Here is a 14,625-nt window from a genome sequence, read left to right as displayed (position 1 = left end):
AAAACAATGTAAATTTTGCCTTTCTAGTTTGCGTTGAGTCGTTTATTGAGTTAAAAAATAAAACCAAGTCTATGAGAAAAGATTCAGTTTGATCATTAAGGTATTCGGCATCCCTCTTCCGGCCTTACGATCACATTTCTATATCAAGCTTACGTTACTTTAAAGTATCTTTCTGAAAAGAACTTAAAACATTAAACCTTAAACTTTTATGCTTAACTTATTCGAAGATTCATCTGAAAATCCTGTGAACCTGCTTCCCAAAGACGGAACCGTTCATTATTACGGAAAAATTTTTACGCAGGAAAGATCGGATTTTTATTACGATTATTTATTCAACCGGATTCCGTGGGAAAATGATGAAGCGGTTATTTTCGGAAAACTGATTATCACCAAAAGGAAAGTGGCCTGGTTCGGGGATCAGCCTTTTGAATACACGTATTCCAAACGGACAAAACATGCAAAACCCTGGACGCCGGAACTGCTGGAACTGAAAAAGAAATGTGAAGAAGTGACGGGAGAAACCTATAATTCCTGCCTGCTGAACCTCTATCAAGACGGCAGTGAAGGAATGGCCTATCACAGCGATGCCGAAAAAGACCTGAAAAAACACGGGGCGATTGCTTCCTTAACGTTCGGTGCCGAAAGAAAGTTCCTGTTCAAACATAAAACGGAAAACGAAAAAGCAGAGGTATTTCTCGAAAACGGAAGCCTGCTGGTGATGAAAGGGATCACCCAGGATCATTGGCTGCACCGGCTGCCCACCACCATCAAGGTAAAATCCCCCAGGGTCAACCTGACATTCCGGACGATTGCGGAGTAATTTTTAACCACAGAAGGTGCAAAAGTTTTTAACACATGAGATCCATAAGATTTAATTTTTTCCGGTAGCTGAGCTGAGTTGAAGCCACCCACGTGCTTATCAGTGAAAATCCGTATATCTTTGTGCCCCAAATAATCAGAAAAAAATTTAACCACAAAAGGCTCAAAAGATATTCATACCGCAGAATAAAGTTAAATACTTTACGCTGAAGAGAACACACAGAAGTTTTTTAAAAATCAGAGATTTTTATGTCCTTCGTTGAAAAGAACGGTATCTCCCGCTTATCTAAGCGGCTCTAACCTCAGTGCGCTTCTATAAGTGAAACGGCTTTGTGAAACTTTCTGCGTGAAGTAAGTACATTTTCTCCCTGAACTCTGCGTTCATCATTAACTCCAAAGTTTTAAAAATCTTTGATTTTTAATCTCATGTGTTCTAAAATATTTTCAGGCAATTCAAATATTCTGGGTGACTTATGTGATAAAATAAAGTGCATGATCTGTGAAAATCTGTGAAGATCTGTGGAAAATTTTTATCACAAGAGGATCTTGTTATGAGTCTTTCCATACAATTCTCTGGTACTATGTCTAGATTCCTGCAGGATGACAAGCGATGTGGAAATCAATGAATCATGAAGAGAAACAGAATTATATGCAAAATCTGTGGGAGACAAAAAAAAAGATAGCTTTGAGAACCTCAGCTACCTTTTTTTGTTTATTTCAAAACTTCCACTTCTATCGCACTGTCATCAAATACCTTGATAAAGGCTTTCGTGTAATCCTCTTTCGTTGCAAAATTCGGATTGTCCATGAATTTTTGGGGATTGATGGCGAACAACGGAAACCAGGTGGAAGAAATCTGGATCTGGATCTTATGTCCTTTTTTAAAGGTATGTACCACATCCTGCAGCCTGAAATTCACAGCGGTTTTCTGATTCGGGATCAGGGCTTCCGCTTTCTCCCGTGAATTCCGGAACCTTGCTGGCATCATCTCGCTTCGTACCATCTGGTGGTAGTTTCCGTAGATCACGCCGTCTTTCTTTTCAACAGGTTTGAAGTCTTCGGGATAAACATCGATTAATTTCACCGCAAAATCGGCATCAGTAGAGGAGGAGGCAATATTCAGTTTAGCCATAATTTCACCGGCCAGCGTCAGGTCTTCCGTCAGGATATCGGTAGTAAAGGTCAGTACATCAGGTCTTCCTTCGGCGAACCGCTGGTCTTCCGACATATAATTTCTCGGGGTAAAGCCGTTGAAGTCCTTTAAATTATCAGAGCTCAAGACCGGATTGTTGGGATCGCTGTAATATTCCGAGAAACCTGTTCCGGCTGAGTTTTTCAGGGTATTATCGGACAGGTAGAAGTTTACTTTTTTAGCTTCTTTCGGCGGATAGGAGGTAAATTCCCTCCATTGCTTTGCGCCGGTGTCATACATCATGGCTTCCGGCAGACCCGCATCCTGTTTTGTGTTTCCTTTCAGGTAATGGTTAAAGAATTTCGTCTCTAAGTTCTTCTGGTAGTAGGTCGCAATACTGTCGCCGAAATAGATCTGGTTGTGGAAATGTTTTCCCTGCTCGTAAGCCCAGGCACCGTGGGAGAAAGGTCCCATCACAATCGTATTTTTCGCTTTCGGGCTTGTTTTTTCGATGGTCTTGTAGATGTTCAGCGGTCCGGAAAGGTCTTCTGCATCAAACCAGCCGCCCACGGTCATTACGGCATGATTCACATTCTTAAGGTGCGGCAGCAGACTTCTTTTCTGCCAGAACGCATCGTAGTTGGGATGGTTCATAATTTCGGTCATGAAGAAATTATTCCTGTAATATTTCTCATAACCTTCCTTTAAAGTTCCCATATCGCGGTAGAATTTCAGCCCGTCTTCAGAAGTGGCTTTAATCATGGAATCATTGTACCACGCTTTATTCTCAGGCTTGGTTTTCTGAACGCCAAAAACCGGGAACGTCCGGAAGTAGCCCAGCATAATCTTTCCGTTGTGCAGGAAATCGTCGTTCCAGAAATCAGAGATCGGGGCCTGGGGTGAAGAAGCTACCAAAGCCGGGTGCTGGGCAAGTACCCCTACCGCCGTGTAAAATCCGGGATACGAAGTTCCGTATTGGCCTGCTTTTCCGTTGTTGTCTTTGATATTTTTCACCAGCCAGTCGATGGTATCGTAGGTATCGGTGCTTTCGTCCACATCTTTTTTCGTTTTATGGTCCACCTGCGGCGTCATATTGGTGAAGGTTCCTTCGCTCATATACCTTCCGCGGACATCCTGGTAGACGAAAATGTATTTATCGTTCATCAGAAACGGATTGGGGCCCAGCCTGGTGCGGTATTCGTTTTCACCGTACGGCGCCACGCTGTAGCAGGTCCGCTGCATCAGGAACGGGTATTTGTTTTTTCCGGAAATATCCTTTGGAATATATACCGAAGTAAAAAGCTTGACTCCGTCACGCATCGGAATATAGATTTCCTTCTTGATAAAATTGTCCTTTACAAAGGTATCGGACTGCTTATTCTGTGCCATCGCCAAAACAAACAGGAAAGAAAGCCACATGGAAAAATGTCTCTTCATTGTCTAAAAATTTCATGCTAATTTAATCATAAATTGCTTTCCGTTAAATGGATGTTTAGATTTAAATAATAAAAATTCTGTTATGCATGTATTTGTAATATGGATGATTGGCCACTTACAAATCTACAGAAACAGTTCATCCGATTATTTGAGGGATGATACAAGAAAAGTCCGTTTCATAATTGATGAAACGGACCTTTAGAATTTAAACAGATAAAGTGAATTATTATTTTTCAACTAAAAATACAGCGGTTTTATCAACTGTGATTATTCCGCTTTTCTCATTTTTCAGTTTAAATGAAGCGGTGTGATCGTCAAATTTAAAAACAATGCTGTCATTAGTGATTTTTTTCAAATCTTTGATTTTACTTTTATCAGTAACAACCTCGTTTTGTTTGATCATAATCTCCTCGTCTGAAAAAATAATCTGGCTTTTCTGCTCAACTATTTTTTTCTTAACCATCTCATGCAATGCCAGATTCTTGAAATTAATTTGTTCTATATTATAAGAGTCAACCAGATTCCAGTTTCCGGTAAAATTATTTTTCTGGAATTCAGCAAATGAAAAGCAAATAAGTACTGCTGATAGGATAATATATTTTTTCATACCTATAATATTTAAATTAGCGAGAATATTGTTCTCGCTAATTATTATTTATTCCGGGTTATTTTTGATTACATTGTCATTTAGTTGGTACAATACATTTTGAAGATTATTATCAATTTCTATTTTAGTACCCTTTTCATCATCTGTTAAAGTACCGTCAATTGTATTTTTAATATCTCCATTTGCTCCCTGTTCCTGCATTATTTTTCCTTGGAAATGATAGTGGTGTCCACCGCCTACCATGTGAATATCATAGTGATTAATTTTAGGACCAGACCAACCTACTGAAACATCTATCCAACCATAGATATGCCATGAAGTTCCATTTGTGTCAGTAATGTATTCATCAATTTTAATCTTCTTAAAGAAGTTTACACTCTTTGACTCTAAAGTTTTAGAAAAGTTTGAAGTAAACCCAGTAGTGTTTGCAGTTACTAATCCTGCAAAGCCGATCATCGCAGTTAATAGAATTTTTTTCATAGTTTTTTAATTTAAAAGTTATTTTTAAATTGCAATCTGATGACAATATTATTAAATTTTTTTAATACACCAAATGGTGTTTTAATTTTTTTTAATTTAATCCTTTAAATAATTAAGAATATAATTGATCGGAATTAAAAGGTTTTGAGCATAATTATGTGAATTACTTTTTCTTACTTGTACTTGTAAATTTATTCAGTTTCAGTGTTAAATAAAACATAATGTATCTTCTGAGGATCAGGTCTTCCCGGTCTTCCACATAAGTGGCGTTAATGTTTCTTCTCACGCTCTGGTTCTGGTTTAATACATCATAGACTTTTACTTTTGCTGTCAGCTGTTTTTTGTAGAAAGAATAGCCGATGGCGGAATTCAGGAAGTAGAAATCCCTTTTGAAACCCGGGGCGATATTGGAGCTGGTGTTGTATTCGAAATCATTTTCAAGGATCAGGTTGGTGTTGAGGAAATAATTGGTGAGCTCCAGTGAAAAGTTCTGGTAAGTATTTCTGATGCTTCCGACACTGTAGTTTTTATAGTTTGAAAATGAATAGTTTATGGTATAGGAAGGTTTGATATTGATCTTATCCTTTTTATCGTATATCAGGCTGATCCCCGGATTAAAGATATACGAGTTCCCGGTGTACATCCGGCCGTTGACGAAGCCGCGGTTATAGCGGTAACTCAGGCCGGCTTTCGGGCTCACGGTTAGTTTCTGGCCGTTCCATTTAAACGTTTTACTGAAGCCGCTTCCGACATTCGCACTCTTGTTCCCGCTGATGTTGGTGTAAGTGACGAACTGTTTCCCGGAATCATCATAATAAGAAAAGCTGGTGGTATCGTTGCTGTTGTAGGTGAAAGACAGGTTGACGTAATAATTGATGTTTTTCGGTACATTGAAATTACTGAAATAAAGGCTCGTACGGTTGTTCCAGGCATTCTTTAGATCGGGATTCCCCTGGAAGGTCACCAGTGGATTCGATTCGTCGATATAGGGAATGAGGCGTTCGGCAGCAGGAATGGTAAAGCTGGCGGAGTTGTAGATGTTCAACCTTGAATTCTGTGAAATTTTGTACTGCAGCCCGGCGTTGTAATCGGGGAGGATGAAGCTTCTCTGAAGCTCATACCGCTGACCATTGAAAAGCGAGCTGTACTTAAGGTCGGTAAAATCCACATTGGCCGAAGCCCAGAAATTGTACTTCTGCTTGTTAAGCTCAATCGTTACCTGGGGCGAAAGCTGGTTGTTTTTCTGATCCGAGCTGTTGGATAACGGCAGGTTGTAGTTCGAATATTGCCCGGTCGCCGGATCAAAATCATTCACAACCCTTTCATTGAAGGTATTGGCTGAATTGTAATTGACACCGAAATTGATATCCAGTGAATCGGAAACCGGCTCCGTATATTTTGCATTGAAGCTGTAATTGTTATTCTGCGATTTGTTTTGGGCCAGCTGGTTCCTAAGGTCTCTTTTTTCCGGAGCTTCCACCCCGTTCTCATAAAAAAAAGTCTGTGAATTGGTAAGCCCTGTGTTTTTATTTTCAGTAATCGAAGTATTTAGGCTTGAATAAAAAGACCGTCCTTTCTTGCTGAATTTTCTTGAATACTGGATGTTCGGGGTAAAGGAATGGCTTTCCGAATCCGAACGCACCGAAGATGTACTTTCGTTCAGCAGCATTTCATCCCTGAAGGTGGCCGATTTCGAAGTGCCGATATTCGTGGTTGCCGAACGGAAAAAGGCGGGGGAAAAATAAATTGTGCTCAGCGTATCGGGCTTTATTTTGACGGATGCGTTGAAATTGTACTGTTCCGTATTGTTCTCGGCCTGGCTTTCGGAGTTGGTTTTCAGCCTGTAATCCGGCAGGAAGGTTGTTTTCGAAATTTTCGATGCGGTCTGAAGGTCGGTTTCCGTGCGGGTAAGTCCGATAGCATCCAAATCGGCTTCCCTGCTCAGCTGATCCGTATAATTCAGGCCGGTGGTGGAGGATTTCCGGATTCCCTGCCCACTGCTTCCGGTCTGTGAGTTCCGCGAACCGCCCCCGCTGCCGGCATCGCCCCGCGCATTGATGTTATTGGAAGACAGCACGAGGCTGATTTTCCTTTTATCTTTAAAATAGCTCAGGAATCCGCTGCCATCATATCTTTTGTCGGAACCATAGCCGGCGGTAAGCCTTGAAAGGAAACCTTTGTTTTTCTTATCGTCAATGGTGAAATTGATGGTCGTATTCTCCGATTTCGGTGGTTTTCCGGTGAGCTCTTCTTCCTTTGTTTTGGTCGTAGTAAACTGGATGTTTTTAATGATATCGGCGGGAATGTTCTTTAAGGCAATTTTGCCGTCCTTATCGAAGAAAGGCTTGCCGTTGATCATGATCTGGTCCACCTGCTTTCCGTTGGCCGTGATTTTTCCGTCGCTGTCGATCTCCACACCGCTGATGTTTTTCAGGAGCTCTTCGATGCTGCTGTCGGGACGCACTTTTATTGCGGCGGCATTGAATTCAATGGTGTCTTTTTTAATTTTAATGGGAGAGACGGTAATTTTCACTTCCTCAATGTCGGTTACCTTGTTTTTATCCAGTTCGATGGTCCCGATATCAACGGATTGATTAATTTTATCGAATATTCTGGAATAGGAAATAAATTTCTCTGCATCTACTTTCAATAAGGAAGGTTCTTTAAGCTCATCTGTCTTTAATGAAAATTTTCCTTCTTTACTGGTTGAGGTATAATTGATGATGGACGAATCTTTTTGCTTTAAAAGATAAACGGTGGCATTTTCCAGCGGTTTTTTTCCAAAATCCATCACCTTCCCGTCAAGGCTGAGCTTTTGTGCGTTCAGCATTAAAAAAGGAAGTGAAAACAGCAACAGCCAGAGCATCTTCTTCATAAGGTCATCTTTTGAACGTGCTAAAATATAAAAAAACATCCCTCGGAAGGGATGTCGCAATTTAAAATAATTTTAAATCTATGGGGTCTGTGTTTTGTTGCGTGCAAATTTGTTGAGCTTCATCGTAAGGGAGAACATCACGTAGCGTTTCAGGATCAGGTCGTCGCGGTCTTCAAAGAAAGTATTGGAAATCGTTCTCCTTACGCTCTGGTTCTGGTTCAGGACATCATAAACTTTTACTTTCGCCGTGAGCTGCTTATTGAAGAAAGAATAACCGACGCTGGTATTCCAGAAATAAAAATCCCTTTTAAAGCCCGGAGCGATGTTGGTGTTGGTATTGTATTCCAGATCGTTTCCTAAGATCAGCCTGCTCTTGAAGACATAGTTGGTAAGCTCCAGTTTCAGGACCTGATTACTGGTATTCACCTCGTCGATGCTGTAGTTTCTGTACTTAGAAAAATTATAGCTTAAACTGTAAGACGGTTTTACCGTAAGCTTTTCCTTGATTTCATAGGTAAAGTTCAGTCCCGGATTGAAACTGTAATAGCTGCTGCTGAATTCCTGCCCGTTGATAAACCCTTTGCTGAATCCATACATGGAATTGAATTTCGGATTGATCGTCAGCTTGTTTTCCTTCCACTTGAAGGTTTTGCTGAAGTTTCCCCCGAAGTTAAAATGCTTGTTGCCGCTTATGTTGGCGTATGTTACCAGCTGTCTTCCGCTTCCATCGAAAACCGCATAATTGATGATGTCATTGTTTTTGTAGGTAAAGCCGGCATTCAGGAAATAATTGATGTTCTTTACCATATTGAAATTGTTGAAATACAGATAGGTTGAGCTTGTCCATGTATTTTTAAGGTCCGGATTTCCCCGGTAGGCGATAAACGGGTTGATGACGTCGAGGTACGGAGTAAGCTGTTCGGCCGTAGGAATGCTGAAATCGGCGAAGTTGTAAAGGCTCAGTCTTTTATTTTGGGAAAATTCGTAGTTCATTCCCATATTATAGTTTGGAAGAACAAAATTTTTCTGCAGCCCGTAATCCTGGTTACTGAAACGGGAATTGACCTTCATGTCTGAAAAATCGGCTCTAACCGAACCCCAGGCACTGATTTTCTTTTTATTGATTTCAAAAGACAATTCTGGGGAGATCTCGTTGATCTTCTGGTTCATGCTGTTGGACAGAACCTCGTTGTAGTCGGAATACTGCCGGATAGCGGTGTCGAAATCGTTTACATTCCGCATATTGTTCATCGCGGTCGCATTGTAGCTCAGGCTCAGGCTTATGTTGGCAGAGTCGGAGACCGGTTCGGTATAGCCGGTTCTGAAGCGGTAATTGTCGTTCCTGTTTTTCTTCAGGGAATGCTGGTTCCGGTTGTCATTCGGCTGGGCTCCCGAGTAGAAGATGTTTTCTGAACGGTTCAGCAGGTTTTCTTTGTTTTCGGAAATGCTGCTGCTCATATTCACATTCATTTCCCTTCCTTTTTTATGGAATTTTTTCGAGAAATAAATGTTGGGATTAAAAGAATTGTTTTCGGAATCCGTATTGGTGTTGCTGTTGCTGGTATTCAGCAGGTCGCTGTCCCGGAAAGTAGCAGCATCGGACGTGCTGAAGCTGCGGATCTCATTTCTGGAAAAAGCAGGTGAAAAATAAATGCTCGTTAAGGAATCCAGGCGGATCCTCGCGGAAACATCAACATTGTACTGCCTTGAATCGTTGCCGCCGTTGCTTTCTGAATTGGTTTTCAAAGTATAATCCGGAAGCAGGGTGGTCCTTGAAACTTTCGATCGTGTCTCCAGGTTATTGTTGATATGGATGAGGCTTACGTTATCCAGGTCTACATCCTTTCCGAATTTATCGCTGTAGTTGAACCCGATGGTGGTGGATTTCTGGATGCCTTTGGCATTGTTTCCGCCGGATACATAATAGGTAGATCCTCCGCTGGTGACTACGGAACCGCCCTGCATCAGCCAGGAATTCCTCCCGCGCCCCATGCTGTCGAAAACCTCATCGCTCGAAAATCCCTGGGAATTGATGTTGTTGGAAGCTGCCAGTACGCTGATCTTGGTATCGTTTTTAAAATAGCTCAGCAGGCCGCTGCCCTCATACCGCTTATCTGAGCCGTAGCCAAGCGTAAGCCTGGAAATGAGTCCTTTGTTTTTCTTTTCATCGATATTGAAATTGATGGTGGCATTATTGGATTTCGAGGTTTTTCCGCTTAATTCTTCCTCTTTGGTTTTGGTCGTCGTAAACTGGATGTTTTTAATGATGTCGGCCGGAAGGTTTTGCAAGGCGATTTTTCCGTTTTTATCAAAGAACGGTTTTCCGTTGATGGTAATCTGGTCGACTTCTTTTCCGTTGATGGTTATTTTGCCGTCGTTATCCATCTGCACACCGGGAATCTGCTTCAGCAATTCCTCGATTTTACTGTCCGGACGCACCTTGATTGAAGAAGCATTGAATTCAATGGTGTCTTTTTTTATCTTAACCGGTGAAGCCGTCAGCTTCACTTCCTGAATATTGGCAACCGAATTTCTTTCAAGCTCAAGCTCCCCTAAGGCAACAGACTGTCCGATAGCTTCAAAATTCCTGGAATAGGAGATTAATTTTTCGGCATCTACTTTCAAAATGCTCGGCTCGGAAACTTCATCCGTTTTCAGGGAAAAGTTTCCTTCCCTGTTGGTCGAGGTGTAATTGATGATGGAGGAATCTTTCTGTTTCAGAAGATAAATGGTGGCATTTTCAACGGGCTTTTTTTCAAAGTTCAGAACTTTTCCGTTGATGCTTAGTTTCTGGGCATTCAGCATCAGAATATTCAGTAATAAAACCAGCAGCAATAAGCGTTTTCCCATGAGTTTGTATGATTATCAGTGCCGCAAAATTATATAAAAAATATCCGAAACAAAGAGCACTCAGCGTTAAATAGCGTTAATGTTTTCGCAGAAAAATTCCTGGAATTGTTAAGTTTCCATAAAAAATAAAAACACCTCTTAAAAAAGAGATGTTTCTTGTATTGAAATCAGATTTAGATTAAGCTTTCAGATATCTTGAATAAGCATATCCTTCCTGTCCGTCATCGGTTTTTACTTTCCACCAGTCGTCGGAGGTCTGCTCGATCAGGGTTAATGAAGAACCTTTTGTCACCTTTCCTACAACGGCGGCTTCCGTAGAAGGCTCCTGTCTGATGTTAAGGTTGGATTCATCGGTGGCCACGGTCAGGGAAGTTCCTGCAGAAAGACCGGCTACCTGTACGTCAATATTGATATCCGAAGCGGAATAGGTAGAGTCGATGGCGCCTAAAGCATTCCATACGGCATCTTTGGCAGCCGTGTTGGAAGCATGTCCTGAAACGTAAAGAATTCCGTCCTGTTCCTGAACCTGGAGATTGGAAATTCCTGCAGACTGGGCCGCAGAAACTACATTTGAATATTTATCCTGTAATGTACTCATGACTGATTATTTTTTTACGGTGTAATTGTAATTTACTTTTCCTACTTTCAAAGCATCTACCGATTCTTTTACTTTTCTGGCATCAGAAGAAGAAATGTTTCCGGTAAGCGTAAGCTCTCCGTTGATCACTTCCACCTTTACTCCCGGAATGTCTTTTACAGCATCCTGTACTTTTTGCTGTACTTCAGGTGCAACGGCAGATTGTGTTTCAATAGCAGGGGCAGCGGTTGCAACAGGTGCTACAGTCGCCATATCCATTACTTCTTTTACCCCGTTGATAGCCTTCAGTTGTTTGATCATAGCATCCTTGGCTTCCTGGGTTTCGAAAGTTCCGCTCAGGTGGGCCACACCGTCTTTTACTTCTACCGAAGCATTCGGATTGGATACCACGACCGTCGTAGCCTGGGTCTGAAGATCGGCATCGGAAACTTTTTTCTTACAGGAAACAGATCCGAAAGATACAGCGATAGCCAGTGCAGCCATAGCGATTGATTTTTTCATAGTTGTATATTTTTAATGTTAATACAGTTAAAGATAACAGTAAAATGTGTACCAAAATGCAAAAGTCAACAATTTTTTTATATAAATTTTCATTCAGTTTTTTATGGAGAAAAGGTGTTTTTAAGAAAGGACGCGTGCGGGATTAATCTGATGGATAATGAATTGGATAACAGCACCATCTTTTGAATAACGAGGGAAAAATCATTACTTTGGAAATGTTTGTCGTATTTAAAGAAAAAAATATTCATTTTTGCCGGATATTCAGGATTAAAATGAAGATATATAATTATGTGGCTTTCTCGGTTTACGGACTTTTGAAGAGGGTAAATAAAAAGGACGATAAGCGGAAGTTGCTGTACAAAACGTCTCTGATCATCTCTCTGATAATGGTCCTGGTTTCATTTACGATAAAGGGAATATTGGAGCTGAACGGTTATAACGATACCGTCATTCCGCCCCTCTATCTATTTTTGTGGATGATTATTGTTTTGATCATTAATTATTTATGCTTAAAAAAGAGAGGTTTTCAGGAGAACGGTTTTGAATTTACCTGGAAGAATACAGTTGTGGTGATTGTTTTGATATCGGGTATCATTACGGTTTTCATTCTGGTAGCCGATAAAAACAGAGAAAGGATTTTCAGAAAAAGAAACTATTCTCAGGATGTGACAGACCGCGGAGGAATAAAACCCTTTAACCCTGATGAAAAACCGCAGTCATTGGAAGGTGAAGTAAGATTATGGCTGTACGATACCTTTGAGAAAAAAGATAGTGCTGAGAGTAAATAGAAACCAATTGTAAAAATATTATATTTGCCAAACTTGAATTATTGATATGAAAGGACAAAATAAACTGTTTATTGCCATTATTATCGCGCTTGTTCTGGGCGTCGGAATCGGCGGACTGGTACATGTAAGCTATCCGGAAAGCGCGGAATCTTTTTCCAGGAACATCAAACTTTTAGGAACGGTTTTCATCCGCCTGGTCCAGATGATCATTGCCCCGTTGGTGTTTACCACGCTGGTAGTGGGGATCGCCAAAATGAGCGATATCAAGATGATCGGAAGGGTAGGCACAAAAGCCATGCTGTGGTTCATCTCCGCTTCCCTGATTTCCCTTTTCATCGGTCTGATGCTCGTCAACTGGCTGGAGCCCGGCCATGTGACCAAGCTTCCGATCCAGGATGCAGCCTCTGCCGAAGAACTGCTGAAAACCAGCAAAGGGTTTTCCCTGGAAGATTTTGTCAAGCATATTATTCCTAAAAGTATATTTGAAGCATTTGCCACCAATGAGGTACTGCAGATCGTCGTGTTTTCCATTATGTTCGGGATTGCCCTGGCCAATATGGGGGAAGAGTATTCTCAGCCGGTCATTAAATTATTTGATATCGTAGCACACGGAATCCTTAAAATGGTCGGTTACATCATGTGGTTTGCACCGCTGGGTGTTTTGGGGGCCATTGCCGCAGTCGTTGCCACCAACGGCTTTGAGATATTTAAAGTCTATGCGATCTATCTGAGGGATTTCTTCTTTGCCTTAGGCATTCTCTGGCTCGTCCTGTTGTTGGTCGGCTACATGATTTTAGGCAACCGCCTTTTTGAATTGCTGAGAAGAATTAAAGAACCTTTACTGATTGCTTTTTCCACAACCAGTTCCGAGGCGGTTTTCCCGAAACTCGTGGAAGAGCTGGAGCGATTCGGATGCAATAACCGGGTCGTATCTTTCATTTTACCGCTGGGTTATTCTTTTAATCTTGACGGGAGCATGATGTATATGACTTTTGCTTCGATTTTCATCGCCCAGATCTACGGGATTGAGATGACCCTCGGACAGCAGATCACGATGCTTCTGGTACTGATGCTGACGTCCAAAGGAATTGCCGGTGTACCGAGAGCTTCCCTGGTAATCATCGTAGCTACCTGTTCCATGTTCGGAATTCCGCCGGAAGGGATTGCCCTGATCCTGCCGATCGACCATTTCTGCGATATGGGAAGAAGCATGACCAATGTGTTGGGGAATGCCCTGGCTACCTCAGCCGTTTCCAAATGGGAAGGCCAGCTGGATAACCACGGCGGAAACTTATAAATCTCATGAAAGCATTATTTAAAATAGTGGTTCTTTTCATGTCTGTGAATTTATTGGCCCAGGCAAGAGAAGAACCGGTACTCACCGACAGGGAACCCGGATTTTACGAGGTTATTGATTATGATTCGCAGAAGACCGGGCTAAAAGATCTGAAGTTGTCGCCCAACGCCGGAATTTCAACAAAAGAAATTTCATCCGTAAAAAAGCATAAAAACGAACTTGATCTGTATGTTATTGACATTGTACTTACAGAAGCCGGTGCAAAGAAATTTAAAAAATTAACCAGGAAAAATATTGCTAAGCCTATTGCCATTGTGCTGAATGGAAAATTAATTTCCGCACCGCTCGTTATCAACCCGATTCCGGATGGGAAAGTTCAGATCAGCGGGAATTTTACGGAGGCGGAAATTGATGAAATCATCAGTTTGGCAAAAAATAACGGGACATCGGACCTGAGTAAATAAAATCCAGTGAATTCACAATACCATAAAAATACGATTGCGGAAAATGGCTTCACCGTCATCAACCGGATCTTCTCCGATAATGAAATTCAAAGAATCAGTGAGGTAATCCGAAATACGGATTCTTCAAAGGAAACCTTCAGGAAATCGGAAGACCTGTTTGCCATCCGGCAGTTTTTAAAGGAAATTCCCGGACTGCGGGATCTGATTTTTAATGAAAAGATGAAAACGGTGATCAGAGAGAGGTTCGGGGACCGGTATTTTGTGGTGAAAAGCATTTACTTTGATAAGCCTGAAACCTCCAACTGGTACGTAGCCTATCATCAGGACCTGACTATTTCGGTAGACCAGAAAAAGCCAATGGAAGGATTCGGCCCCTGGACTGCCAGGCAGAGCCGGTTTGCCGTTCAGCCACCTTTGGATATTTTGGAAAACATATACACCATCCGGATCCATCTTGATGACACAGATGAAAACAACGGTGCCCTGAAAGTGGTTCCCGGATCCCATGCCAAAGGAATTTACCGGCCCGAGACCATCGATTGGTCTAAGGAAACCGAAGAAATCTGCCCCGTTGAAAAAGGTGGAATCATGATCATGAAGCCCCTGATCCTGCATGCTTCCAACCGAACCACCAACGGCAACAGAAGAAGGGTCATCCACATCGAATTTTCCGAAAGGGAATTGCCGGCCGGGCTGAACTGGGCGGAAAAGATGGTGATTGAAAATTAATGCGAAACCGGATAAAGAGCTGAAAGGGCGCGGTCAACAGCATCAAGT

General features: G+C 41.7%; 12 protein-coding genes. 5 read left to right on the top strand and 7 right to left on the bottom strand.

Translation table 11 applies throughout. From position 1 onward, the window contains the following. Window positions 1–208 precede the first annotated feature (208 nt). A complete protein-coding gene (locus CHA01nite_RS09305; RefSeq protein ID WP_146941043.1) occupies window positions 209–820 on the top strand; it encodes an alpha-ketoglutarate-dependent dioxygenase AlkB family protein in 612 nt (203 codons plus the stop codon). Between the two features lie 711 nt (window positions 821–1,531). Here CHA01nite_RS09305 and CHA01nite_RS09300 read toward each other — a convergent pair. The 7 genes from CHA01nite_RS09300 to CHA01nite_RS09270 form a co-directional block, all read right to left on the bottom strand. Continuing rightward, entirely contained in the window at window positions 1,532–3,388 is a 1,857-nt protein-coding gene (locus tag CHA01nite_RS09300) for a CocE/NonD family hydrolase (protein ID WP_146941042.1), read from the bottom strand. A gap of 226 nt (window positions 3,389–3,614) precedes the next feature. Then, window positions 3,615–3,995, bottom strand: coding sequence for a hypothetical protein (locus CHA01nite_RS09295; protein WP_146941041.1), 381 nt, complete (start codon window positions 3,993–3,995; stop codon window positions 3,615–3,617). A gap of 48 nt (window positions 3,996–4,043) precedes the next feature. Next, window positions 4,044–4,475 (bottom strand): hypothetical protein, encoded by a 432-nt coding sequence (locus CHA01nite_RS09290; protein WP_146941040.1) that lies wholly within the window; start codon window positions 4,473–4,475, stop codon window positions 4,044–4,046. A gap of 163 nt (window positions 4,476–4,638) precedes the next feature. Continuing rightward, a complete protein-coding gene (locus tag CHA01nite_RS09285; protein ID WP_146941039.1) occupies window positions 4,639–7,350 on the bottom strand; it encodes an outer membrane beta-barrel protein in 2,712 nt (903 codons plus the stop codon). 78 nt (window positions 7,351–7,428) lie between these two features. Further along, the gene (locus CHA01nite_RS09280) at window positions 7,429–10,200 is read right to left on the bottom strand and encodes a TonB-dependent receptor (RefSeq protein WP_146941038.1); all 2,772 of its coding nucleotides are present in this window, start codon (window positions 10,198–10,200) and stop codon (window positions 7,429–7,431) included. Window positions 10,201–10,378: 178 nt separating this feature from the next. Further along, window positions 10,379–10,798 carry an SH3 domain-containing protein gene (locus CHA01nite_RS09275; RefSeq protein ID WP_146941037.1) on the bottom strand — a complete coding sequence of 140 codons (420 nt, stop codon included), beginning with the start codon at window positions 10,796–10,798 and terminating at the stop codon, window positions 10,379–10,381. Between the two features lie 6 nt (window positions 10,799–10,804). After that, window positions 10,805–11,299, bottom strand: a complete 495-nt coding sequence (locus tag CHA01nite_RS09270) for a BON domain-containing protein (protein WP_146941036.1) — start codon at window positions 11,297–11,299, stop codon at window positions 10,805–10,807. 272 nt (window positions 11,300–11,571) lie between these two features. Here CHA01nite_RS09270 and CHA01nite_RS09265 point away from each other — a divergent pair, with 272 nt between their 5' ends. The 4 genes from CHA01nite_RS09265 to CHA01nite_RS09250 are packed head-to-tail and all read left to right on the top strand — an operon-like array spanning window position 11,572 to window position 14,577. Beyond that, window positions 11,572–12,087 (top strand): hypothetical protein, encoded by a 516-nt coding sequence (locus CHA01nite_RS09265; protein WP_146941035.1) that lies wholly within the window; start codon window positions 11,572–11,574, stop codon window positions 12,085–12,087. 46 nt (window positions 12,088–12,133) lie between these two features. Then, window positions 12,134–13,384, top strand: coding sequence for a dicarboxylate/amino acid:cation symporter (locus CHA01nite_RS09260; protein ID WP_146941034.1), 1,251 nt, complete (start codon window positions 12,134–12,136; stop codon window positions 13,382–13,384). Window positions 13,385–13,389: 5 nt separating this feature from the next. Further along, a complete protein-coding gene (locus CHA01nite_RS09255) occupies window positions 13,390–13,848 on the top strand; it encodes a SecDF P1 head subdomain-containing protein (protein WP_146941033.1) in 459 nt (152 codons plus the stop codon). Window positions 13,849–13,854: 6 nt separating this feature from the next. Further along, a complete protein-coding gene (locus CHA01nite_RS09250) occupies window positions 13,855–14,577 on the top strand; it encodes a phytanoyl-CoA dioxygenase family protein (RefSeq protein WP_146941032.1) in 723 nt (240 codons plus the stop codon). Window positions 14,578–14,625 lie beyond the last annotated feature (48 nt).

The organism is Chryseobacterium hagamense, assembly GCF_007991455.1.
Taxonomy (GTDB): domain Bacteria; phylum Bacteroidota; class Bacteroidia; order Flavobacteriales; family Weeksellaceae; genus Chryseobacterium; species Chryseobacterium hagamense.
Note: the sequence above shows the minus strand (reverse complement) of the source record. Positions and strands in the feature narration are given on the sequence as shown.

What these genes read in the sequence shown, in the direction of transcription:
- CHA01nite_RS09285 (WP_146941039.1), bottom strand. Translation starts at nt 7,350, where the DNA reads ATGAAGAAGATGCTCTGGCTGTTGCTGTTTTCACTTCCTTTTTTAATG.
- CHA01nite_RS09290 (WP_146941040.1), bottom strand. Translation starts at nt 4,475, where the DNA reads ATGAAAAAAATTCTATTAACTGCGATGATCGGCTTTGCAGGATTAGTA.
- CHA01nite_RS09305 (WP_146941043.1), top strand. Translation starts at nt 209, where the DNA reads ATGCTTAACTTATTCGAAGATTCATCTGAAAATCCTGTGAACCTGCTT.
- CHA01nite_RS09255 (WP_146941033.1), top strand. Translation starts at nt 13,390, where the DNA reads ATGAAAGCATTATTTAAAATAGTGGTTCTTTTCATGTCTGTGAATTTA.
- CHA01nite_RS09275 (WP_146941037.1), bottom strand. Translation starts at nt 10,798, where the DNA reads ATGAGTACATTACAGGATAAATATTCAAATGTAGTTTCTGCGGCCCAG.
- CHA01nite_RS09265 (WP_146941035.1), top strand. Translation starts at nt 11,572, where the DNA reads ATGAAGATATATAATTATGTGGCTTTCTCGGTTTACGGACTTTTGAAG.
- CHA01nite_RS09280 (WP_146941038.1), bottom strand. Translation starts at nt 10,200, where the DNA reads ATGGGAAAACGCTTATTGCTGCTGGTTTTATTACTGAATATTCTGATG.
- CHA01nite_RS09295 (WP_146941041.1), bottom strand. Translation starts at nt 3,995, where the DNA reads ATGAAAAAATATATTATCCTATCAGCAGTACTTATTTGCTTTTCATTT.
- CHA01nite_RS09300 (WP_146941042.1), bottom strand. Translation starts at nt 3,388, where the DNA reads ATGAAGAGACATTTTTCCATGTGGCTTTCTTTCCTGTTTGTTTTGGCG.
- CHA01nite_RS09270 (WP_146941036.1), bottom strand. Translation starts at nt 11,299, where the DNA reads ATGAAAAAATCAATCGCTATGGCTGCACTGGCTATCGCTGTATCTTTC.
- CHA01nite_RS09260 (WP_146941034.1), top strand. Translation starts at nt 12,134, where the DNA reads ATGAAAGGACAAAATAAACTGTTTATTGCCATTATTATCGCGCTTGTT.